Source organism: Nocardia grenadensis NBRC 108939, from assembly GCF_001613445.1.
GTDB lineage: Bacteria > Actinomycetota > Actinomycetes > Mycobacteriales > Mycobacteriaceae > Nocardia > Nocardia grenadensis.
This window is the reverse complement of sequence record NZ_BDCJ01000019.1, coordinates 222,565-245,267: the sequence shown is the minus strand read 5'-3', so window position 1 is coordinate 245,267 and position 22,703 is coordinate 222,565. Positions and strand designations below refer to the sequence as shown.

13 protein-coding genes and 1 pseudogene are annotated in these 22,703 nt (G+C 69.8%); 5 read left to right on the top strand and 9 right to left on the bottom strand.

What is annotated here, in order from left to right:
• Positions 1-202: 202 nt before the first annotated feature.
• Complete coding sequence (locus NGR01S_RS21015) at positions 203-1,174, top strand: EamA family transporter (protein ID WP_218020803.1); 972 nt, start codon at positions 203-205, stop codon at positions 1,172-1,174.
• A 161-nt stretch (positions 1,175-1,335) separates the two neighbouring features.
• On the opposite strand, the pseudogene NGR01S_RS21010 reads toward NGR01S_RS21015, so the two are convergent.
• From NGR01S_RS21010 to NGR01S_RS20980, 7 genes and pseudogenes are all read right to left on the bottom strand, one after another.
• Positions 1,336-1,704, bottom strand: a pseudogene (locus tag NGR01S_RS21010) (YybH family protein); the annotation flags it as partial.
• A 372-nt stretch (positions 1,705-2,076) separates the two neighbouring features.
• Positions 2,077-5,895 (bottom strand): multifunctional oxoglutarate decarboxylase/oxoglutarate dehydrogenase thiamine pyrophosphate-binding subunit/dihydrolipoyllysine-residue succinyltransferase subunit, encoded by a 3,819-nt coding sequence (locus NGR01S_RS21005; protein WP_169811942.1) that lies wholly within the window; start codon positions 5,893-5,895, stop codon positions 2,077-2,079.
• Positions 5,896-6,002: 107 nt separating this feature from the next.
• The gene (locus NGR01S_RS21000; protein WP_084481516.1) at positions 6,003-9,647 is read right to left on the bottom strand and encodes an ABC transporter ATP-binding protein; all 3,645 of its coding nucleotides are present in this window, start codon (positions 9,645-9,647) and stop codon (positions 6,003-6,005) included.
• A 93-nt stretch (positions 9,648-9,740) separates the two neighbouring features.
• Positions 9,741-10,523 (bottom strand): ABC transporter permease, encoded by a 783-nt coding sequence (locus tag NGR01S_RS20995; RefSeq protein ID WP_063039357.1) that lies wholly within the window; start codon positions 10,521-10,523, stop codon positions 9,741-9,743.
• Entirely contained in the window at positions 10,520-11,473 is a 954-nt protein-coding gene (locus NGR01S_RS20990; protein ID WP_063039355.1) for an ATP-binding cassette domain-containing protein, read from the bottom strand. The genes NGR01S_RS20995 and NGR01S_RS20990 overlap by 4 nt, the downstream gene beginning before the upstream one ends.
• Entirely contained in the window at positions 11,470-12,246 is a 777-nt protein-coding gene (locus tag NGR01S_RS20985; RefSeq protein WP_245664696.1) for a hypothetical protein, read from the bottom strand. Before NGR01S_RS20985 ends, NGR01S_RS20990 begins: the two co-directional genes overlap by 4 nt.
• Positions 12,247-12,955: 709 nt before the next feature.
• On the bottom strand, positions 12,956-13,981 hold the full coding sequence (locus NGR01S_RS20980; RefSeq protein ID WP_063039353.1) for a glutathione S-transferase family protein: 1,026 nt from the start codon (positions 13,979-13,981) through the stop codon (positions 12,956-12,958).
• A gap of 113 nt (positions 13,982-14,094) precedes the next feature.
• On the opposite strand from NGR01S_RS20980, the gene NGR01S_RS20975 reads away from it, so the two are divergent.
• Together NGR01S_RS20975 and NGR01S_RS20970 are read left to right on the top strand one after the other, a co-directional pair.
• Positions 14,095-14,889: an enoyl-CoA hydratase/isomerase family protein gene (locus NGR01S_RS20975; RefSeq protein ID WP_063039350.1), complete on the top strand. Its 795-nt coding sequence runs from the start codon at positions 14,095-14,097 to the stop codon at positions 14,887-14,889.
• 117 nt (positions 14,890-15,006) lie between these two features.
• Entirely contained in the window at positions 15,007-16,356 is a 1,350-nt protein-coding gene (locus NGR01S_RS20970; protein ID WP_084481514.1) for a class I adenylate-forming enzyme family protein, read from the top strand.
• A gap of 3 nt (positions 16,357-16,359) precedes the next feature.
• On the opposite strand, the gene NGR01S_RS20965 is transcribed toward NGR01S_RS20970, so the two are convergent.
• A complete protein-coding gene (locus NGR01S_RS20965; protein ID WP_063039348.1) occupies positions 16,360-17,118 on the bottom strand; it encodes a tyrosine-protein phosphatase in 759 nt (252 codons plus the stop codon).
• Positions 17,119-17,557: 439 nt separating this feature from the next.
• Between NGR01S_RS20965 and NGR01S_RS20960 the strand changes: the two genes are divergently transcribed.
• Both NGR01S_RS20960 and NGR01S_RS20955 read left to right on the top strand, forming a co-directional pair.
• Positions 17,558-18,007, top strand: a complete 450-nt coding sequence (locus NGR01S_RS20960) for a TetR family transcriptional regulator (protein WP_245664689.1) — start codon at positions 17,558-17,560, stop codon at positions 18,005-18,007.
• Positions 18,008-18,037: 30 nt separating this feature from the next.
• Complete coding sequence (locus tag NGR01S_RS20955; protein WP_157107359.1) at positions 18,038-19,225, top strand: amino acid deaminase/aldolase; 1,188 nt, start codon at positions 18,038-18,040, stop codon at positions 19,223-19,225.
• A gap of 110 nt (positions 19,226-19,335) precedes the next feature.
• Here the strand turns inward: NGR01S_RS20955 and NGR01S_RS20950 are convergent, their stop codons facing one another.
• Positions 19,336-22,671 carry a bifunctional RecB family nuclease/DEAD/DEAH box helicase gene (locus NGR01S_RS20950; RefSeq protein WP_063039346.1) on the bottom strand — a complete coding sequence of 1,112 codons (3,336 nt, stop codon included), beginning with the start codon at positions 22,669-22,671 and terminating at the stop codon, positions 19,336-19,338.
• Positions 22,672-22,703 lie beyond the last annotated feature (32 nt).

The following is a 22,703-nucleotide window of genomic DNA, read 5'->3' as shown; positions in this document are numbered from 1 at the left end:
GAACTGCCGAGCGGTCCGTACGACACCGAAGCCCGGCCGGTCGAACCGCGATTCGGGCACAGCGGTTCGGAGTGCGGAATCCAGGTCGGCTGTCATGGCGGCCGGCGGTCCTTCGCCGAATCCGTCCGCGCTTCCGGGACCCGGGTGCGTGCGGCCGGAAAACCGGTAGTCGGGGCGGCGACCGCTCCGGCACACTGTCGGCGTGGCCTTGACGGAGAAGGCGGGGCGGACGCCGGGCCGGGGCCGGGTGACCGCACTGAGTGCACTCTCCTGGGTGCTGTTCGCGAGTTCGGGTTCGCTGGCCGCGGCGGTGATGGCGGCGGGCTGGTCGCCGGCGGCGGTGACCTCGGTACGGCTCGCGTCGGCCGCGGCACTGCTGGTGCCGGTGGTCGCGGTGTTGCGGCCGGGGTCGTTGCGCTTCGGCCGCGCCGATCTCCGACTGCTGCTCGGCTACGGTCTGCTCGGTGTCGGCGGGGTGCAGCTGCTGTTCTTCGTGGCGGTGGCCCGGATTCCGGTCGGTGTGGCGATGGTGCTGGTCAACGTGGCTCCGGCGCTGGTCGCGCTGTGGGTGCGGGTGGTGCGGGGCACCCGGCTGCCTCGGCTGGTGTGGGCGGGGATCGCGCTGGCCTCGGTGGGATCGGTGTTGGTCGCCCAGGTCTGGCAGGGCACCGGGTTGGATCTGCTGGGGGTGGCCGCCGGGTTGGGGGCGGCGCTCTGTTCGGCCGGGTACTTCCTGCTCGGCGAGCACGGTGCGCGCCGGCACGACCCGGCGGGGTTCACCGCGGCCGGGCTGGTGATCGGCGCGGTGCCGGTGGCGGTGCTCGCCCCGCCGTGGACGCTGCCGCCGGGATCGCTCACCGCTGTCGCGGTCTTGGGCGGTGCGCGGGTTCCGGTGTGGCCGGTGCTGCTCGCGCTGGCCGTGATCGGAACCGTGCTGCCCTACCTGGCGGGTCTGCGGGCGCTGCGCGATCTCCCCGTCGCCCTGGCCGGTGTGCTGGCACTGCTGGAACCGGTGGTCGCCGCCGCGCTGGCCTGGCTGCTGCTGGGTCAAGCGCTCGGACCGGCTCAGCTGGCCGGGGCGGCAATCGTGCTCACCGGCGCGGTACTGGTACAACTGGCCGGGCCGGAGAACGTTGCCGCAGGCCGGGACCCGCGGAGTGGGCGCCGGCCATGATGCGGGCCCGCTCGAATACGTAGTTCCCGCCGGCCCGCACCCCAGGCGGTGATTTCGCCACCACCGGCCTCCACTACGGATCGGCCGCCGCTCGGCCGACCGTCACGACCCGGCTCGTACCCGGTTGTGGGCCCAGGGCCGGCCCTCGACCGGACGACCCCTCAGGGCTCGAGGTCGACCACGCCCCTGCCGTCGGCGATATCGAATGGGACCGACACCTGGTCGTGCGCGATCAACCAGGTGCCGTCGATCTTCCGCAGCCCGAAGGTGACCCGCACCCACATGCCGCTCATCGCCGCCCCGTTCTTCAGAGTGCCGCCGAGCCGAGCGAAGGCATGCCCGAACGCGACATCGTCGCCGATGGTGAAGGCCGCATCGCGAATCTCGTAAGTCACGTGGTCGAGGAGCTGGAACACCTTCGCCCAGTTCGCCATCTTCGCCGCCGTCCCGACGTGCTGGAGCGGCGGCTCGATATCGAAGGACACGACATCGGAGGTGTACACCTGCCGCAGCGCCTCGAGATCCGCGGCCCGCGCTGCCGCTCTGCTGGAGTTCCTGGGTCATCCGTTCCTCTCGTTTGCACCGGCCGGTCGCCACCGGTGTGCTGAGGGTTCGGCACACGCCGGTTCAGTTGTCTTCCACCGTCTCGGTATAAAGTGCCCAGAGGATTGCACGAATGCCGTGCGGTTGCCGGTCGAGCATTCCCAGCCCGGAACCGATTCGCCCGTCGGCCGGCCGCGCGAGTTCCAGTGCATCTGCTGCGGCACCGGCATCAGTGCGGTCGCCGGGACGGATCAGGTGGCGCCGGCGTGCCCGCCGATGTCCGGAAACGGCCGACGCCGGGTGTGCACCACATCGAGAGTGGATCGCACCCGGCGTCGGCCGTATCGGTGTATCGGTGATCAGTCGGTCGGCGCGAACGCCTCCTCGATGATCTCGGCCTGCTCCACCGCGTGCACCTTGCTCGAACCCGAGGACGGGGCCGACATGGCACGACGCGAGATACGGCGCAGACGGCCCAGCCGCTGCGGCAGCAGCTCCGGCAGGTTCAGGCCGAAGAACGGCCACGCGCCCTGGTTCGCCGGCTCCTCCTGGACCCAGGCGATCTCGGTGGCGTTCGAGTACCGCTCCAGCGCCTCGTTCAACCGGAACTTGGGCAGCGGGTAGAGCTGCTCGACCCGCACGATGGCGACATCGTCACGCTTGCGCTTGGCCTTCGCGGCGGCCAGCTCGTAGTAGAGCTTGCCGCTGGTCAGCAGGATGCGCTTGACCGCGGCGCGGTCGCCGATGCCCTGCTCGTAGGTGGGCTCGTCGAACACCGAGCGGAACTTGGACTCGGTGAAATCCTTGAGATCGCTGACCACGGCCTTGTTGCGCAGCATCGACTTCGGGGTGAAGACGATCAGCGGACGCCGGATACCGTCCAGCGCGTGCCGGCGCAGCAGGTGGAAGTAGTTCGCCGGGGTGGACGGCACCGCCACCGTCATCGAACCCTCCGCGCACAACTGCAGGAAGCGTTCGATACGCCCGGAGGTGTGGTCCGGGCCCTGACCCTCGTGGCCGTGCGGCAGCAGCAGCACGACCTCCGACAGCTGGCCCCATTTGGCCTCACCGGAGGAGATGAACTCGTCGATGATCGACTGGGCGCCGTTGACGAAGTCACCGAACTGGGCCTCCCACAGCACCAGCGCGTCCGGGTTACCCAGCGAATAGCCGTACTCGAAGCCGACAGCGGCGAATTCGCTCAGCGCCGAATCGTGCACCGCGAACCAGCCCGGGTTGGCGCTGTTGAGGTTGTGCAGCGGGGTGTACTCGGCCGCGGTCTTCCGGTCGATGATCACCGAATGCCGCTGGGTGAAGGTGCCGCGCCGGGAATCCTGACCGGTCAGGCGGACCGCCCGGCCCTCGTCGATCAGGGTGCCGAAGGCGAGCAACTCGGCGAACGCCCAGTCGACCTTGCCCTCGTAGGCCATCTCGCGGCGCTTCTCCAGCACCGGCTGCACGCGCGGGTGCACGCTGAAACCGTCGGGCACGTTCAGGAACGCGTCGCCGATCCGCTGCAGCACCGATTTGTCGACCGCGGTGAGCACGGTGGACGGGACCTGCTGATCGTCCTCCACCGATTCGCTCGGTCCCGGCGGGTATTTCTCCAGCTCCCGGACCTCGTTGAAGACCCGCTCCAACTGACCCTGGTAGTCACGCAGAGCGTCTTCGGCTTCCTTCAGCGAGATATCGCCACGGCCGATCAGGCTCTCGGTGTAACTCTTGCGGACGCTGCGTTTGGTGTCGATGACGTCGTACATGTACGGCTGGGTCATCGAGGGGTCGTCGCCCTCGTTGTGGCCGCGACGGCGATAGCAGATCAGGTCGATGACCACGTCCTTGCGGAACTTCTGCCGGAAATCGACCGCCAGGCGGGCCACCCAGTCGCAGGCCTCCGGGTCGTCGCCGTTGACGTGGAAGATCGGGGCGCCGATGAACTTGGCGATATCGGTGGAGTACTCGGTGGAACGGCTGTTCTCCGGTGCCGTGGTGAAACCGATCTGGTTGTTCACCACGATGTGGATGGTGCCGCCCACGCGGTAGCCGCGCAGACCCGACAGGTTCAAGGTCTCGGCGACCACGCCCTGACCCGCGAACGCGGCGTCGCCGTGCAGCATCAGCGGCACGACCGAGAAGCCCTCGGGGCCGTCGCCCTTGTCCAGCAGATCCTGCTTGGCACGGACCAGACCCTCGAGCACCGGATCGACCGCTTCCAGATGCGACGGGTTGGCGGTCAGCGAGACCTCGATCTCGTTGTCACCGAACATTTGCAGGTAGTTGCCGCGCGCACCGAGGTGGTACTTCACATCGCCCGAGCCGTGGGTGGCGGCCGGGTTCATATTGCCCTCGAACTCGGTGAAGATCTTCGAGTACGGCTTGCCCACGATATTGGCCAGCACATTGAGGCGGCCGCGGTGCGGCATACCGATGACGACCTCGTCGAGCGCGTACTCGGCGCACTGGTCGATCACCGCGTCCATCATGGGGATAACGGCTTCGGCGCCCTCCAGCGAGAAACGCTTCTGGCCGACGTACTTGGTCTGCAGGAAGGTTTCGAACGCCTCGGCCGCGTTGAGCCGGTTCAGGATGTACTTCTGCTGGGCGACGGTCGGCTTGACATGCCTCTGCTCGACCCGGTCCTGCATCCACGCCAGCTGGTCTTCCTCGAGGATGTGGGTGTACTCCACACCGACGTGGCGGCAGTAGGAATCGCGCAGCACCGACAGCACATCGCGCAGCTTCATCCGCTCTTCGCCGTGGAAGCCGCCGACATTGAACTCGCGGTCCAGGTCCCACAGGGTGAGGCCGTGCTGGGTGACGTCGAGGTCGGGGTGGCTGCGGAACTTGTCCTTGACCAGCCGCAGCGGATCGGTGTCGGCCATCAGGTGACCGCGGTTGCGGTAGGCGGCGATCATCTCGAGCACCCGGGTGCTCTTGTCGACGCCGCGCTCCTTGACGTCCTTGCGCCAGCGGATCGGCTCGTACGGCACGCCCAGACCGTGGAAGATCTCGTCGTAGAACTCGTCCGCGATGAGCAGCTTGTGGATGGTGCGCAGGAAATCACCGGACTCCGCGCCCTGGATGATGCGGTGATCGTAGGTGGAGGTCAACGTCATGAGCTTGCCGATACCGATTTCGGCGATCCGCTCGTCGCTCATGCCCTGGAACTCCGCCGGGTACTCCATGGCACCCGCGCCGATGATCGCGCCCTGGCCCTGCATCAGCCGCGGGACGGAATGCACGGTGCCGATGGTGCCCGGGTTGGTCAGCGAGATGGTGACCCCGCTGAAGTCCTCTGCAGTGAGTTTGCCGTCGCGGGCGCGGCGGACGATGTCCTCGTAGGCGGTGTGGAACTGACCGAAGGTCATGTCCTCGGTGCCCTTGATGGCGGCGACGACCAGCGACCGGCTGCCGTCCTTACCGGGCAGGTCGATGGCCAGACCGAGGTTGGTGTGCGCGGGGGTGACCGCGTTCGGCTTACCGTCGACCTCGGCGAAATGCCGGTTCATGTTCGGGAACGCCTTCACCGCCTGCACGATCGCGTAGCCGAGCAGATGGGTGAAGGAGATCTTGCCGCCCCGGGTGCGGGCGAGATGGTTGTTGATGACCAGCCGGTTGTCGATCATCAGCTTGGCCGGCACGGCCCGCACGCTGGTGGCGGTCGGGATGCTCAGCGACGCCGACATGTTCTTGGCGACCGCGGCGGCGGCACCACGCAGCACCTTCTTCTCGTCCGCGGCCGGCGCCGGCTTGGGCGCACCCGAGGTGGCGGCGGCGTTCGACGTCGGGGCCGGGGTCGTCTGCGGGGCACGCTGCTGGGCGGCCGCGGTGGTCCGGGCGGCGGTCGTGGCGGCCGGGGCGGACTTCGGCGCGGCCGCCGGAGCGGACGTGGTGGCCGACGCGGTCGGGGCGGTGGCCCGGGACTGGACCGAAGAATTTTCGGCGGGCACGGCGGCAGGGGCGGATTTCACCGCCGAGGTCGGAGCCGCGGGTGCCGGAGCGGACTGGGTGTTACCGGAATCACCGGAGGTCTCGGGGGTGTAGTCGGCGAGGAACTCGTGCCAGCTGGCGTCGACCGAGGATGGATCCTGTTTGAACTTCTGATACATCTCGTCGACCAGCCACTGGTTCTGACCGAACTGGGATTTTGAGCTGCTCACAGCAGGTGTTCGCCTCATTTCGTTCTTCGCGCTGCGACGTTTGTGACGTGCCCGGCACGGGCCTCGGTGGATGGGTACCGATACGCCCTCCAGACGAGGATATGCCCCCGCGCACATCCACTCGGTCACCGACCACCGGACAATCCCGACCTCATTGTTGACGACTCGTCCTCGACCGAGAATATTCCTTCGCCGCTTCCGGCCGCTGTCCAGAGGCGGGCATAGTGCCCACCGGCTGCCACGAGCTCGGTATGAGTGCCCACTTCGACGATCCGGCCGTGCTCCACCACAGCGATCCGATCGGCCCGCGCGGCCGTGGCCAGCCGGTGCGCGACCACCACGGTGGTGCGGTGACGAGCCAGCGATCCGGTCGCGGCCAGCACTTTCTCCTCGGTACCGGGGTCGAGGGTGGCGGTCGCCTCGTCGAGCAGCAACAAATCGGGGTCCACCAGCTGGGCCCGGGCCAGCGCGATGAGCTGACGCTGCCCCGCCGAGAGCCCGCGCCCGCGCTCGCCCACCGGCCGCCGGAATCCGCCCGGCAGGCCCGCGATCATCTCCCGCGCACCGACCGCGCGGGCGGCCGCCTCGATCTCTGCCTCGGTCGCGGAAGGTTTCCCGAAGGCGATATTGCTCGCGATATCGCCGGTGAACAGGTGAGCTTCCTGCGGGACCATCCCGAGCCGGGCACGGTAGCGGTCCAGCCGGTAGTCGCGGATATCGACGCCGTCCACCCGGATGGCCCCGGTATCGGTGCCGGAGAGATCGTAGAGGCGGGCGAGCAGTTTGACGATGGTGGATTTCCCGGCGCCGGTCGCGCCCACCAGCGCCAGCGACTGTCCGGGCGCGACCGCCAGATCCACATCGTCGAGAGCGAAACGCTCGGTGCCCGGATAGCGGAACCGTACCGCGTCGAGAGCAAGATCACCCCGCAAGCCCGCGGTGATGGGATCGGCACCGGGCGGATCGGCACGGATGGAGGACGGGGTCCGCAACAGGTCGCCGATGCGGCGCAGGCCCACGCGCGCCTGCTGGTATCCGTCGAACACCTGCGACAGCTGCTGGACCGGACCGAACAGCAGTTCCAGATACAGCACGAAGGCGACCAGGGTGCCGGTGCTGGTGGTGCCGGCGGCCACCGCGTGCGCCCCGCTGAAAACCACCAGGGCCAGCGCCAGATCGGTCCACGCCGCCACGAACGCGAAGTACAACGCGATGGCGCGCTGGGCCCGCATCCGGCTGCGCCGGTACTTCGTGGAGTACTCGGCGAACCGGTGCGCCGCGAGTCGTTCGTGCCGATTGGCCTGTACCGCTCGCAGCCCCGCGATGTTCTCCTGGAAATCCGCGTTGACCGTGGAGACCCGTTCCCGGGAGACGGTGTAGGCCACCGAGGCGACCCGGCGGAAGACCGCCGTGGCGATGATCAGCGGCGGCAGCACCCCGAGCAGGACCACCAGGGCGAGCCGTAGATCGATCACCACCAGGGCGACCGCGATACCGCCCAGCGACAGCACGCTCACCAGCGCGGTGGACACCCCGGTCTGTAGGAAGGTGGACAGGGCGTCCACATCGGTGGTCATCCGGGTCATGATCCGGCCGGACAGTTCGCGTTCGTAGTAGTCCAGACCGAGCCGTTGCAGGTGGGCGTAACTGCGGACGCGTAGTCCGTAGAGCACCCGTTCGCCGGTGCGGGAGGTGAGCAGGGTGGTCGCGGCGGCCACCACCCAGCCCGCTAGCACCAGCCCGGTACCGAGTGCGGCCGACCAGGTGAGGGCGCCCGGCTGCCCCTCGGTGACCCCGGCATCGATCGCATGACGGACCAGCGGCGGGAAGCCGACCCCGATCAGCGCGTCCAGTGCCAGCAGGGCCACCGAGGCCAGCACCAGGGTCCGCACCGGCCACAGCAGCCGGCCCAGCCGGAACCCCGGATCCGGTTCACGCAGGCGGGATTCGTCCAGACCCGGCCGTTCGGTGGCGGCGGGGAGCGCGTCGATGGCGCGGCGCAGTTCGGGGGTCGCGCTGAGGTCGGGGGTGGGGCCGAAGCGGTCGGCGGACGCGGGCGCGGGCAGCCGGTCGGGCTGGTAGACCGGGCCGGCGACCGGCACCGTGTCCGGTTCGGGCAGGCGGATCACCCGGTCGGCATGGGCGAGGGTCGACTCGCGATGGGCCAGGATGATGGTGGTGCGGGCGCCCTGATCGGGCAGTGCACCGAAAATGGCGGCCTCGGTCACCGCGTCCACCGCGGAGGTGGCGTCGTCGAGGACCAGGATGCGCGGCCGGGCCAGCAATGCCCGGGCCAGGGCGATGCGCTGCCGCTGCCCACCGGAGAGGGTGAGCCCGCGTTCCCCGACGACGGTGTCGTAGCCGTCCGGCAGCTGTTCGATGAACTCGTCGGCGGCGGCCTGTCGTGCGGCCGCCCGGATCTCCTCCGGTGTGGCGTCGGGCCTGCCGAGAGCGATATTGGCGGCCACGCTGGAACTGAACAGGAACGGATCGTCGAAGACCACGCCCACTGCGGCCCGCAACTGCGCGGCGGACACCTCGGCGATATCCACCGGTTCCGCGGTACCGGTGCCCAGCAGCCGGATCCGGCCGGCATCGGGCGCGTAGAACCGGGGCAGCAGTAGCGACAGCGTGGTCTTGCCAGACCCCGCCGGTCCGATGATCGCCACCGTCTCGCCCGGCCGGACCCGCAGGTCCAGGTCGCGCAACACCGGTTGGGCGGTGTCGAAGCCGAAGCTCACCCCGTCGAGTTCGATCCCCAGAGGGCCCTCCGGCACGGCGACCGGCCGCGGCGGGTCGGCCACCGCCGGACCCGCGTCGATCACCTGATACACCCGTTCGGCCGCGGCCCGGGTGAGCTGGGCCAGGATGAGCACCGACGCCATGGTGCGGGCGGTGGTGGTCATGGTGGTGACATAGGCGCTGAACGCGAGAAAGGTGCCGAGACCGATCTGGCCGTGCAGCGCGAGCCAGCCGCCGACGGCGATCACCACCACCAGGCCCGCCTGCGGGATCGCCGCCAGGGTGGGGGAGAAGCGGGCGTTGATCCGGGCCGCGCGCATCCGCTCGGCGAACAACCTGCGGCCGTGCTGTTCGAGCACATCGACCATGCGGGCTTCCTGGCCGAACCCCTTCACCACCCGTACCCCGGTGACCGTCTCCTCCACATGCTGGGCGAGTTCGGCCGCCCGCTGCTGGGCCGACCAGGTCGCGGCGTGCAGCCGGGGCCGCATCCGGTACACCACCACGATCACCAGCGGCACCATGAGCAGCGCGACCGCCGCCAGCGGCGGCGACAGCCACAGCATCACCGCCGCGGCGAGCACGAACTGCAGAAAAGACATGCCCGAGAGCGGGGCCATCGCCAGCAGCGACTGCACCAGCTGAAGATCGGTGATCGAGCGGGAAACCACCTGGCCGGTGCGCAGCGCGTCCTGACCGGCGCCGTCCAGCCGCTGCAACGAACCGAGCAACTGCACCCGCAGCCCGTGCTGGACGTCCAATGACAATTTGCCGGCCAGCATCCGCCGCCCGAAGGACGCGGCGAACCGGCCCGCCGCCAGCAGGGCCAGCAGTCCCGCGACGATCCCGATCACCCGGGTGGCGCCGCTGGTGGCCGAATCCACGGCCCATTTGGTGAGCAGCGGTGCGACGATCTCGGCCGCCGCGCCGGCCACCAGGGCCACGGCGATACCGGCCAGCGTGCTCCCGTAGCGCCGGCACTCCGACCACAGCCTGCGAAGCCATCCCGGCCGTGCACCGCTACCCATGAGCCCCTCTTCGCCTGGACCAGTCATCGACCATAACGACACCCGGCGACAAGGTCTTGTTCCCGGCGCTCCCGCCGGGACAGGCTCAGCGGATCACAGTTCGGCCCGGCGCAGCGCCCACCAGCCGGCCGCGCCGACTCCGACGGACCACAACAGCAGCACCACGATGGCGGCCGGTGTGGGGGCCAGCAGATCGCTGTCGGCGAACGAGCCGACCAGGACGGTACTCAGCGTCGCCGCGCCCGGCAGCAGCGTCGCCGCGCCCGGCAGCCCGATCCCGGCGGTCACCACCCACAGCAGTGGTTCGGCGAGCAGGAGCCACCCCAGCACCGCGCCGCCCGCCAGGGCCGGCGAGCGCAGCAGCAGCCCGAGCCCGGTGCCGATCACCGCCCAGCACGCCGCGGCCAGCAGACCGCCACCGAGCACCCCGAACAAGGCGGCTGTGATCTCGAATTTGCCGCGGCCGAACAGCAGCAGGCACACCATCGCCGCGACCTCGACCGCCAGCGCGGCCACGACCGCGGCGGCGGCGGTCACCAGATATTTCGACCCGGCCAGCCGATCCCGGTCCATCGTGAACAGCGCGGTGGTCACCAGCGTGTTGTGCTGGTGCTCGCCCGCCGCGCCCGCGGCCCCGAAAACACCCGCCGCCAGCACGACCGCGAACAGCGCCAGATACAGCCCGATGGTCGCGGTACCGGTCACCGGATCGCTGTCCGGGTCACGCGGCCCGGCCATGATCGCGGTCACCGAAGCGGTCACGATCGATATCGCGACCAGTGCTCCGGCCAGCACCCGGGTGTAGCGCAGGGTCACCGCTTTGCGGTACTCGGACAGGACCGGCGGAATCAGTTCCGCGGGGACGATATCGATCATCGGGCAACCCCGTACGGCAGAGAGGTGGGCGGCGGCATACCGGGCCCGACCGGCTGCGGCGCGGCCGCATGGGTCAGGGAGGCGAGCACCCGGTCGGGATGGATCCGATCGGCGACTATGTGGTCCAGCCGGACATCGGCGGCGCGGGCGGCGGCCACGATATCGTCCTCGGTCGCGTCCGCCACGGCCAATTGATCGTCGGGCCGGATCACCGCGTCGGTGAAACCCCGGGCGGCCAGGGCGGTGGCGACGGCGATGGACGAGGACGACGCCACCACCAGACGATCCGGGTTACGGCGCCGCAGCCGGGCCGGGCTGCCCTGATAGACCACCGACCCGCCGCTCAGCACCACCAGATGGTCCGCGATCGGCAGGGCCGTCACCAGGCTCGGCGTGGTGAACAGCACGGTACCGCCGCGTCGCGTGTGACTCCGCAGGAAGCCCTGCAACCAGGACAGTTCGCCCAGCTGCATACCGGCGGCGGGATCATCGAGCACCAGCAGTCGCGGGTCGGGCAGCAGGGCCGTCGCCAGCGCCGCGCGGGTCTCCTCGCCGGGGGACAGATCGTCGGGGACGGCGCGGGCGCGCTCGGTGAGACCGGTGATCTCCAGAACGGTGCGCACCCGCCGGTCCGGGCAGCCGGCCGCGGCGGCGTAGACCCGCAGATGATCGCGGACCGTCCGGCGTGGATGCAGACCACGCGGCGCGAGGACGGCACCCACCACCGAACTGCGGCCGCCGCCGGTCACCGTGGCCGACCCGGCCGTCGGCGGGAGCAGCCCCAGCAGGATCCCGGCCACCGTCGACTTCCCGGAACCGGGCGGACCCACCAGCGCCGCGCAGGTACCCGCCGCGACATCGAAGGAGATGTCCTGGGCGCCGATGCTGAAATCCTCGTACCGCTTGGTCAGACCCCGGACCGTGATCGCCGGGCGCGCCGAGGGCGTCACCGCGGCCCGGCCGGTGGCTGGGTCCGTCGCTCACGCACACCGACCTCATCGCGCGCCGGCTCGCTCGGCGCGCCCTGCGGCAGCGACTTCTTCGGCTGCTCCAGCACGGTCGGCACCTGGGCGTCGATCACCATCTCGTCCGGGAAATACGCCGGTGCCGGGCCGAACGCCTTGCGCGCGTTGTTGACGGTCGCCTTGCCCAGCGCCCGGTTACCGACCCCGCCGATCACCGCGCCGATCCCGGCGGGCACCACCTTGCCCGCCATCAGCGCGGCACGCTTGGTGATGAAGCGGACGATGAACCGCTTGAGCAGCGAATCGTTCATCCCGGACAGACCCGGGATCTTGTTCGCGAATACGGTGCCCCAGTTCTTGGCCGAGGTCCCGACACTCTTCTGCACGATCTCCATCCCGGTGTCACCGAGCACCACCGCGAGCACCAGCGCCCGCCGCTGCTCGGTGTTCTCCGGCCGCACCCCGTGCACCGAGGCCACCGCCAGCGTGAACAACGCCGACGCCTCCATGAAGAACGTGGTCTCCGCGCTCACCGCCGCCAACGCGGCGATGGTCCCCACTCCGGGAATCGCGGCCGACGCCCCGACCGCGCTACCGCTACCGGTCACCGCCAACAGATACTGGCGTTCCAGCCGCTCGACGAGCTGCGCGGGCGACTCGTCGGGATGTGCGCGCCGCAAACGCGCGACATACTTGGCGACGGCGGGTGCTTGTAGCCGGGAACCGTGATCCAGCGCCTCGACCACGGCCTTTTCCAATGCCCCGTTACGCACGGCGTCATCCCTCCTCTACGGCCTCTGTGCACTGTAGGGCACGGCGGCCGGACGTTCGCTCTGACTGGTAACGGACTACCCCTTTCCCGGGTTCCGACGCTGTGTTTATTGGCGGCGCCTCCGGCGCCGCGGGGTCGAGGCCCCCTTGGTCCCGCCGTTAAGGCCTCGAGACTCGCGCTTCGCGCATGCGCTTTCGAGGCCTGAACGGCGGGACGGGCCTCGACCCTTTCAGGGCCTCGTAAGACTCGGCACCACGAGAGGGCCGCTATTCGTGGAAGCGATCAGATGCCAGGCCGGTGGGGTGGTCGAGTCGGCCTCCGATTCGAACGAGTCGGCATGTGATCCGATCATCGAATGCCGACGCAACCCGCATGCGTCGAGAGTCTTACGAGACACCTCAAAGGGTTGAGGCCCGTCTCGCCGTTTCGGCCTCGAAAGCGCATGAGCCGAAGGCTCGAGTCTCGAGGCCGAAACGGCGAGACCAAGGGGGCCTCAACCCCGCGCCGCCGCAGGCGGCGCCAAAAAACACAGCACCTTCGCGTGCAAGCCCGCCCGCTCACCTTTGCGAGCAGGTCCACTCTTCAGGGAGCGAGCCCACTAGCCCACTGCTCGGCGGCCATACGCATCGATTCCTGTCCACTGACCCGCCGGACTGTCCACAGTTCGCGCCCCGTCGCACCTACGGCGTTCCCGTCTACCGGGCCCCGTGGTCCGCCGGGACCACTTCGGCCGGGACCGGGGGTGGTGGGGGTGTGCCGTCGCCGAAGGGGCGGCCGCCGAGTGATTCGCGGCCGTGGGGGGTGAGCCAGTTGGCGAGGTTCGGTCCCTTGGGGACGATCCGGGTCGGGTTGATGTCGGTGTGGACCTTGTAGTAGTGGTCCTTGATCTGGGTGAAATCGATGGTGTCGCCGAAACCAGGGGTTTGGAAAAGGTCTCGGGCGTAGGCCCACAGGACCGGCATCTCGCTGAGTTTGCTGCGGTTGCATTTGAAATGGCCGTGGTAGACGGGGTCGAACCGGGCCAGGGTGGTGAACAGTCGGATATCGGCTTCGGTGATGGTGTCGCCGACCAGATAGCGCTGCCCGGTCAGTCGGTCCGACAGCCAGTCCAGGGCGGTGAAGAGCCGGTCGTAGGCGGCGTCGTAGGCATCCTGGGCGCCGGCGAAACCACAGCGGTACACGCCGTTGTTCACCTCGCGGAACACCCGGGCGTTCACCTCGTCGATCTCGGCGCGCGACGCTTCCGGATAGAGCTGCGGCGCGCCGTCGCGGTGGTACTCGGTCCATTCGAGGGAGAAGTCCAGGGTGATCTGCGCGTAGTCGTTGGTGACGACCTGGCCGGTCGGTGTATCGACGATCGCCGGCACCGTGATGCCGCGCGGATAGCCGGGGAAGCGGGCCAGGTAGGCGTCGCGCAGGCGCGGGATCTTCAGCACCGGGTCCACCCCGCCCGGGTCCAGATCGAAGGTCCAGCTGAGCTTGTCGTGGGTCGGTCCGCACAGGCCCAGCGAGATCACCGATTCCAGGCCCAGCAGGCGGCGCGCGATCAGCGTGCGGTTGGCCCATGGGCAGGCGCGGGCGGCGATCAGCCGGTACCGGTCCGGTTCGACCGGGTAGCCGTCGCGGCCGTCGGCGGTGATCCGGGTGGTGATGTAGTTGGTGTCGCGTGTGAATTCGCCCGGTTCGACGTAGGTGCCCTGTTCGGTTTCCGAGTCGGTCATGGCACCAGTCTCGCAGGGCGGGCCCATGAGCCGACGGTATGAGCGGATCAGGCCCGGAGGCGGTAGCGGAGCGTAGCCACGGAGGGCCCCCGCTCATACCCGATAATCACGGTATGAGCGCTACCGAACCCACCCGGCTGGAACGCACGGTCACCGCCGGCGGTGCCGAAGTCGCCACATTGACGCTGGCGAGCCCCCCGCTGAACCTGTTCGATCAGGCCATGTTCGACGCCCTGGTCGCGGATCTCGCCGAGCTGTCGGCACGGCCGCCGCGTGCGTTGCTGATCCGGGCCGAGGGCAAAGTGGTCTCGGGTGGGGTGGATGTGCACACCTTCGACGGTCTCACCGCCGCGCAGGGGGCCCAGCTGTGGCAGGACCTCTTCGCCCGGATCGGCCATCCGATCGAGGCACTGCCCTGCCCGGTGCTGTTCGCCGCGCACGGGCTCACCCTCACCGCGGCGTTCGAGATCGCGCTGGCCTGCGATCTGATCCTGGCCGCGCCGAAGGCGAAGTTCGGGCTGGTGGAGATCGTGGTCGGGTTGACGCCGTCGATGGGCGGGCCGCAGCGGCTGGCCGAACGGGCCGGGTCGGGCCGGGCCCGCGAATTGGTGATGACCGGTGACCTGTACGACGCGGAGACCATGCGCGAATGGGGTGTGGTGAACCAGATTCACGAGGATCTCGACACTGCGGCGGTCGCGCTGACCCACCGGCTGGCCGAGGGGCCCACCCGTGCGCATGCCGCCACCAAACGGATCATCGAGGCGTGGCGGTCGGGTGGGGTGGCGCACGCGGACTCGGTGACCCCGCAGGTGTCCGGTGACCTGTTCGCCACCGAGGACCTGCCGCGGGCGGTGCGCAGCTTCTTGGAACTGGGACCCGGGAAGGCCACCTACCGGGGGCGCTGACACACACCGGGTGACGATTTCGTCATCGGCCCGGGCGATTCGCCGACTCCGCACCCGAATTTGTGATCTGCATCATATAGTCACAAGTGTCAGGCTGTTCGACTGTGCGGAGGTCCGATGCAAGGCAGTACGACCACGACCATCGGGCCCGCGGCCGGTCCGTCCGGCTCGGCACGGCAGTCCACCGGCTCCGGCCGCCGGCCGGAGCCGGTGGAGTTCCATATCGTCGACGCCGGCGCCGCCGCGCCGCTGTCGCGCGGCGCGGACGGTGTCCTGCGCTACGGCAATCTCGGTCCCGCCCTCACCGAGCTCCTCGATCTCCAGGTGCACGCGTTCTCCAACCGGGAGGCCGTGGTCGAGGTCGGCGGCGGCCGGCTGACCTACCGGGAGCTGTGGCATTCGGCCTCCCGGGTGGCCGGTGGGCTGCAGGAGCACGGGATCGGCTACGGGGACCGGGTCGCGGTGCATATGCCCCCCGGGGTGCGCTGGGTGCAGGCGTTCCTCGGAGCGCTGCTCAGCGGGGCGGTACCGGTTCTGGTCCATCACGGGCTGCCGCAGGAGGCGGCCGACGAGGTCATCGCCGACAGCGATGCCGATTTCGTCCTGGGCCCGCCCGACCGGGGTTGTGGCGCCACCCGCAGCGACAGCCGGTGGGCCGCCGATCTGCCCGCCGGCGCCGCGTTCATCGATGACGGTGCGTCGCTCGGCGATCTGGCGCTGCTCTGTTACACCAGCGGTGCCGGGGCCGGCGGAGTGCCGACGGGGGTGGAACTGACCAACGAGAATCTGCTCTCCGCGATCCGCTCGATGGTCGCCGCCCTCGATCTGCCCACCGACGGGATGCGCAACCTCGTGCTACAGCCGCTGGCCCACGCCAGCGGCTGTGTCGACCAGTTGCTGCCCACCTTCGCGGTGGGCGGCACCGTGGTCCTGGCCCAGGGCACCGGCGCGGTGGCGGCGGCGATCGCCGAGGAAGGTGTGGATACGCTCGCCGCCAGTGCCCGTGTTCTCGGCGGCCTGCTGCCCGAGCTGGCCGCGGGACGGGCCGGTGGATTGTGCACCGAACGGGTGATCCGGATCAGCACGGCCGGTCGTCGCGCCGAAACCGGGGAGCCCGGGGCGACGTCCGCCGGTGATCTGGGTGCGGTCTTCCCCGCGGCCCGGCAGTGGGCGGTTTGGGGTGCGACCGAGACCAGCGGTATCGGCCTTGCGCTGGGGCCGACCGCCGGCCCGGCCTCCGACGCCGACGGTACGGTGCTCGGGTTCCCGTTCGGCGGTACCGAGCTGGCGCTGTACGGACCGGAGGCCGTGTCGGGGCGCGGCGAGCTGCTGTGCCGCGGCCCCAATGTGACCAGGCGCTACTGGAACGACCCGCAGCGCACGGCCGACCGTTTCACCGGTAGCTGGTTCCATACCGGCGATCATGTGCGCATCGGCACCGACGGACTGGTCCGGCGCAGCGCCTGAGCGTCAGGCGACGAGGCGTTCCCGCAGCCGCTCCCGCAGGTCGGGGGTGAGTCCGGCGGCGCTCAGATACGCATCGAAATCACCGTGCAGTTCGAGACCGGATTCCAGACCCGCGCGCAGGTATTCCTCCCGTACCTCGAGCACGGCCTGCGGCAGCTCCGCGCCGAACTCGTCCTTCAGCGAGGTGCGCAGTTCGGCGACCGCCTGATTGCTCAGCAGGTAGTCGGCGAAGATCTCGGACTCGGCGACCCCGACGGCGCGCAGCAGCGTGGCGATGGTCCAGCCGGTGCGATCCTTACCGGCGGCGCAATGCACCAGGACGGCCCCGCGGTCGGCGACGATCGCCTCGGCCAGGGCCGTGATGGCGGCGTGCGCCTCGGGCCGGGCCGGGAAATTGCGGTACACGTCCATCATGTAGGCGAGGGCGGCGCCGGGCGCGTCTTCCCGGCCCGCGCCCGCCTCGTGCGGGGGCGCGGTGACCGTACCGTCGTCGAAGGGGGTGATGTTCAGCCGGATCTCCGGGGGCAGGTGGTCGGCGCCGGCACGTTCGATCTCGAGATGACCGCGCAGATCGTGGACCGCCCCGACGCCCAGTTCCCGGAGGGTGGTGTGGCCGGCGTCGTCGAGCCGGCTGAGCTGAGCCGACCGGAGCAGGACTCCGGGGCGTGTCGTCCCGCCGTCGCGCAGGCGCAATCCGCCGAGATCTCGAAAGTTGAAGGTGCCGCTGATCCGGAGATGCCCGGCGAGGGGAGAGCTTGTCACCGCATCAGGCTAACGGGCGCCCGACCGGGCGCGTTGTGTGATGCCGCACAGCCGTCGAAGATCGCCGGACCACGGTCGTAGACTGGCCGACGGTCTCTGTCATGAGACGCTGTGGCGGTACGGGTACGTCTCCCGGGGGTCGGTCCAGGTGGGCCGGACGCACGTGTACCGGTTCCCCGGGGTATGTGGATTCGCTGCCGCCGGGACCGTGAAAACAGTCTTCGGGTACGAGTTTCCAGCCAGAACTGTTCTCAAACCCCGAAAACCTTCTAATATCGAGAAGACGGATTGGATAGGCTGCGATTTCCCGACCTATGCCTACCGATCCGGCCGGCCACTGCGGTGCCGAGTTTTCGGTCCGCAGTGTGCGAGTTGTTTGCCGAGGGAGCTTGCGTTGGGCGTACGTGGAGAAATAGCGGAGGTCCGGATTCGGTCGGCCGTGCGTGAAGCGGTCGATCATGCCGACGCGGTTATGGATATCACCGGATTACGGGCGCTGCGGGTGCTGCTGCACGCCGGGGTGAGCGCCTACTGGCCGCTCGTGAAGGCGACGCCGGTGCAGCAGATCCACGCCTACTCCAAGACCGTGCAGACGCTGTGCCGGCACTGGGACTCGACCGCGGACTATGTGCCCGACCCGGTGGTCTCCAAGCGGCAGCGTGCCCAGCAGCGTGATGTGATCGAATGGCTCGAGCTGTGTGCCGCACGTTCCGGCACCCGCTGGATCGAGCCGGTCGAATCGGTGGCGTCCTACGTGATCATGGTGGTCCAGGGTTCGGTGCTGCGCTGGCTGGCCGATTGTGACGATGAGGTCGTCCTGGTCGCCTTCGACGATCTGGTCTCCAATCTGATCACCCGCGCGATCGACACCGGAAACTCCTCTCGATAAAGCTGGACGTTCGACCAGTACGATGGTTGAGTGGTCCGGGTGAGTGCGACCTCGCCGATTGCCCCACTGCACGCGGCCACCGCGGACCTGGACCCGCCATTGGCCGCGGTGGACCTCACCGCACTGCGGTCGAATGCCGCCGACCTGGTGCGCCGTGCCGCGGGTCGGCCCATCCGGGTGGCCAGTAAATCCGTACGCTGCCGCGCGGTCCTGGAGGAAGTGCTCGGTACCGGGCTGACCGCCGCGGGCGGCTTCGCCGGCCTCATGTCCTATTCGGCGGCCGAGGCGATCTGGCTGGTCCGGCAGGGCGCCCGTGATGTGCTGCTCGGCTACCCGAGTGCCGATCGCGCGGCGCTGGCCGAACTCGGCGGCGACCCGGTCCTGCTGGCGGCGATCACGCTGATGGTCGACGATGTGGCGCAGCTCGATCTCATTCGGGCCGCGGTCGGCAGCGCGACCGTGCATCCCCGGATCTGCCTGGACGTGGACGCCTCGCTGCGGATCGGTCCCGTGCATCTCGGGGTGCGTCGCTCGCCGATCCGGACCCCGGACCAGGCCGCCGAACTGGCCGAGACGGCCGCCGCCCGCGGATTCCGGGTGGTCGGGCTGATGACCTACGAGGCGCAGATCGCCGGGCTGCCGGACACCTCGCTGCCGGTGCGGCTGGTGAAGAAGGCCTCTGCTCGGGAGATCGGCCGCCGCCGCGGCGCGGTGCTGGACGCCGTACACGCGGTGACCGGTCCGCTCGAGATCGTCAACAGCGGCGGTACCGGTTCGATCGAATTATCCGCCGCCGCACCGGGCGTCACCGAGATCACCGCAGGATCGGGCCTGTACGTACCGACGCTGTTCGACGGATATCGATCGTTCCGTCCAAGGCCCGCAATGTTTTTCGCGTTACCGGTACTGCGCCGGCCGGCGCCCGGAATGGTTACGGTTTTCGCCGGGGGATATATCGCATCCGGGCCGGCGGGGGCGACGCGGGTGCCCGAACCGGTGTGGCCGAAGGGGTTACGGCTGCTCGGTACGGAAGGGGCGGGCGAGGTGCAGACGCCGCTGGCCGGCGCCGCGGATCTGTCGATCGGGGACCGGGTGTGGTTCCGGCACGCCAAGGCCGGTGAGCTGTGTGAACGGTTCGACCGGTTGTATCTGGTGGACGGTGACGGCTCGCGCGCGGCGGTGCCCACATATCGTGGTGAAGGTAAATGTTTCGGATGAGGCCGACACGAATTCGGCGTGGCCCATATTCGGCGGTAATTCCTCTCGGGCCGAGTAATTCCGGGTAACGGCACCGACTGTCCCAGCAGGATGAATCGGTCCGTGAATACCTATCGGTTCTCCAATCGCACGAACCGGGAAATACTCGCCAATTCATCGAGCGTCTCCGGCAGGAATTCGGTGAGTAGCGGGGAACGTACGATCACCGCGCGCCGGCGGGCCCGGCCCACCGCATCGTGTACCAGTGCGGGCGACAGCAGCGCACCGACGGTGATCGGCGAATCCTCGGGGCTCGACGCCGCCAGGGAGAGCAGGACCACCGCCGCCTCTCGTCCGCGGAGCAGATCCGGGGTGCCCACCAATACTTCCTCGAACCGCGCCCGCGCCAGCAGGCTCCGGATCCGGCTCACCTGAGCACGGTACGGGGACACCACGACAATGTCGTGCGGTTGCAGGAGCCGGGGCCCGGTGCCGTCATCCCATCGCTGTCCCAGCAGGTTCCGGATCTGGTGCAGGACCTCGCGGGCTTCGGCGTCGGAGGCCGTGCTGTCGCCGTGGTGCTCCACCGGCACCGTGGTGATTCCGGGCTCGACGGCATCGGCGAACGGCTCGGCGGGCGGCGGATACGCCCGCAACCGGCCGTCGAAGTAGAGCGGTGACAGCGCCTCGCTCAACCGCGGATGCAGGCGCCGGGTCCGGCCCAGGAAATATCCATGGGTGGACGGCAGTGTCACGTGACCGGAACTCGGCCAGGTGAGGGCCGGTGTGCGCACCGGTTCCGGATGCGGGCCCGGATCGGGATCGTACCGGGCTGCCGGGTCACCGGTGAGCAGCAGATTGCGGGCACTCACCGAGACCGCGGCCGTGGTCGCCAGTGGGAAGGCGTTCGCGTCGGCGATCACCAGGAGGTCCAGCGAATCACGCGGGATCCGTAGCGGGTCGGTGAAGTCGGCGGGGGTGCCGCCCACCACGCAGCCGCGGATCGCGTTCGCCAGGAACCGGGGATAGCGGTCGGCTTCGAGGATCAGCCATTCGGGAGCCACGGCCACCGAGTCGCTCTTGGCGACCAGCTCGGGCAGCACACCCGCGCGCACCACCGCGTCGAGCAGATTCTCGACCGGCGCGACGGTCGGCGCGACGATACCGATCCGCCAGTTGTCCCCGGCGACCAGCGCGGCCAGCACATCGGCCAGGACGGCGGTCCGGCCGGTTCCGGTGGGAGCCTGCACCGCGAGATACGAACGATCCAAGTCGCGCAGCGCCGCGGAGATCGCGGCCCGCGGGTCTTCCCCGGCGGGCGGTAGCTGCGACCCGGCGGTGCCCGGGGCGGTGGCGCCGAGGCGGGGTGGGCGGCGGGTCAGCAGGTCGAACAGCGGCGACGCGGGGATCGCGGGCAGCGAGACGAGCAGCTGCCGGCCGATATCCTCTACCGCGTCCGCCGCGGCGACGGGCGGGTCCGGCAGTGCCGGTGCCAGCGCGACCGGCAGTTCGTCGTGCGGTTCGGCCCCGGGCGCCAGGGTCTCCTCCAGGCGCACGGTATCGGCGAAATCGGTGTCCACCGCACAGCCGAGAACCGTGGCTTTCCCGCAGGTACGGACGGCCCGCGGCGCGCGTCCCGCGGGTTCGTAGACCACGCAGACCGTGGTGCCCGGCGCGAGGCCCGGACCGGCCAGCCGGCCGGTGATCCGCAGGAAGCGGCGCACCGTATCACCGGGACCGATATGCCATTTCGTATCGACCGCGGCCGAATCGGCCACCATGACCCCGGGTGCGGCGGCCCAGTCGGCCGGCGGATGGGTCAACCGGTCGATATGCGCCCACCAGGCCGTCTGCTGTTCCCGGCGGTGATAGCCGAGCAGCGCGGAGGTCAGTGCGGCGACCCGGTGCGGTTCCGCCGGGTCCTCCGTCTCCACGTCCGGGCGCCGCGCGGCGAATTCGGCCAGGGCGGCCTCGGTGGACGAGGGTTGCGCCGAGGGCGTTTCACGCAGCAGGCGGTCCAGCGTCTGGACGTGCCCGACCGGCGGGTCGCCCATCTGTGCGCGTAACCGGTCCGCGAGCCGCAGCACGGTACGGGCCCCGGGATCCGCCGGGGTGCCGTCGAGCACCGCGGCGACGGCGGGCAGCGCGTAGGTCTGCGATCCGGCGACGAAAGCGCCCCGGAATATCGGATACAGGTCCACCAGGGTGCCCGCCCGCAGCAGCACGTCCACGGTTTCCTCGCCGAAGCCGAGCCGGGCGGCGGTGTGTAACAGAAATGTCCGGGCGGCGGCGGTGTAGTGGTAGATGTGCAGATCGGGCTCGGCCAGCAGCGGTTCGGTGAGCGCGGCGAGGATATCGGTGAAGGCCCGGCGCCCCACGGCGCGCAGTTCGTGCCGTCGCGTGAGCGTGACCCCGGGGGATTCGAGCGGGATCTCACGGGTCAGGCGGACGGTATCGCGGGCGGCGATCTCGATCCGTAACCGGCCCGGGGCGACCTCGTCGACGTCGAGTGCGAGGTCGCCGGGGGTGGCGGCGGGCAGCATATCGAGGGCGGACGGGTCGGCGGTGACGTATTCGCCGCGGCCGGAATGTTCCTGGCGCAGCTGGACGAAGGCCTGGGTGCGCAACCGGGTCAGCAGGCGCGGGGGTATCTCCGGGGTGGCGACGGTACGGGTGGTGAGCCGGTCGATGGTGGCGACACCGGCCGCGCGCAGAGCGGCCCGCGTGGGCAGATCCATTCCGGCGACCAGCAGCAGATCCCGGGCCTCGGCGCGGGCGGCGCGGCAGACGGCGCACCGGTGGCAGGCGCGGAAGCGCGGATCGCCCCACTGCACCGGCAGCAGTTCGCTGGAATGCTCGGCCAGGATCTCGGTGACCCGTTGTCGCCGGGCCGAATACACCGGCCGGGTGTCGGAGAGCTCGACGTGGTGGCTGCCGGTTTCCGAGTGGACCGACAGTTGCGGGGCGACCCGGACCGATCGTTGCTCGAACAGCGCCGCGGCGACGGTGATCCGCAGCGCCGTGGCGACCGGCCCCGAACCGTCGGTATCGACGCCGTGCAGCCGGATACCGTCGGCGGTGCGGGTCAGCAGATCGGCGGAGGCGAACACCTCCCCGTCGGAGATGAGCGGATCGCGCACCGCCGGTGCGCCGGAGTCGAGGGCGGCGAGGGTTTCGGTGTGCGCCGTGGACAGCGCCGCGAGCGCATCGGGCGACACTCCCGGCCGGGGGATCTCGATCAGCGCGCTCGTGTATCGCTGCCGGATATCACCGAGCACCCGGTCGATTGCCGTGATCGCGTGGCCGTCGCGCGCGTGATCGGCTGTCGCGTACCCGTTGTCACCATCGGGGAGCGGGCCCACGGTGCCCAGTTCGGCGTCGAGCGCGCGCAGCAGCGCGAATTCGCAGCGCGCGGCGCGCACCAGATCCGCGGCGCCGTACACCACCCGATCACCGACAACGAACAACGACGGCCCTCCTGCGCCCAGTGCCACTCCGG

What these genes read in the sequence shown, in the direction of transcription:
- NGR01S_RS21005 (WP_169811942.1), bottom strand. Translation starts at nt 5,895, where the DNA reads ATGAGGCGAACACCTGCTGTGAGCAGCTCAAAATCCCAGTTCGGTCAG.
- NGR01S_RS21000 (WP_084481516.1), bottom strand. Translation starts at nt 9,647, where the DNA reads ATGGGTAGCGGTGCACGGCCGGGATGGCTTCGCAGGCTGTGGTCGGAG.
- NGR01S_RS20995 (WP_063039357.1), bottom strand. Translation starts at nt 10,523, where the DNA reads ATGATCGATATCGTCCCCGCGGAACTGATTCCGCCGGTCCTGTCCGAG.
- NGR01S_RS20980 (WP_063039353.1), bottom strand. Translation starts at nt 13,981, where the DNA reads ATGACCGACTCGGAAACCGAACAGGGCACCTACGTCGAACCGGGCGAA.
- NGR01S_RS20975 (WP_063039350.1), top strand. Translation starts at nt 14,095, where the DNA reads ATGAGCGCTACCGAACCCACCCGGCTGGAACGCACGGTCACCGCCGGC.
- NGR01S_RS20970 (WP_084481514.1), top strand. Translation starts at nt 15,007, where the DNA reads ATGCAAGGCAGTACGACCACGACCATCGGGCCCGCGGCCGGTCCGTCC.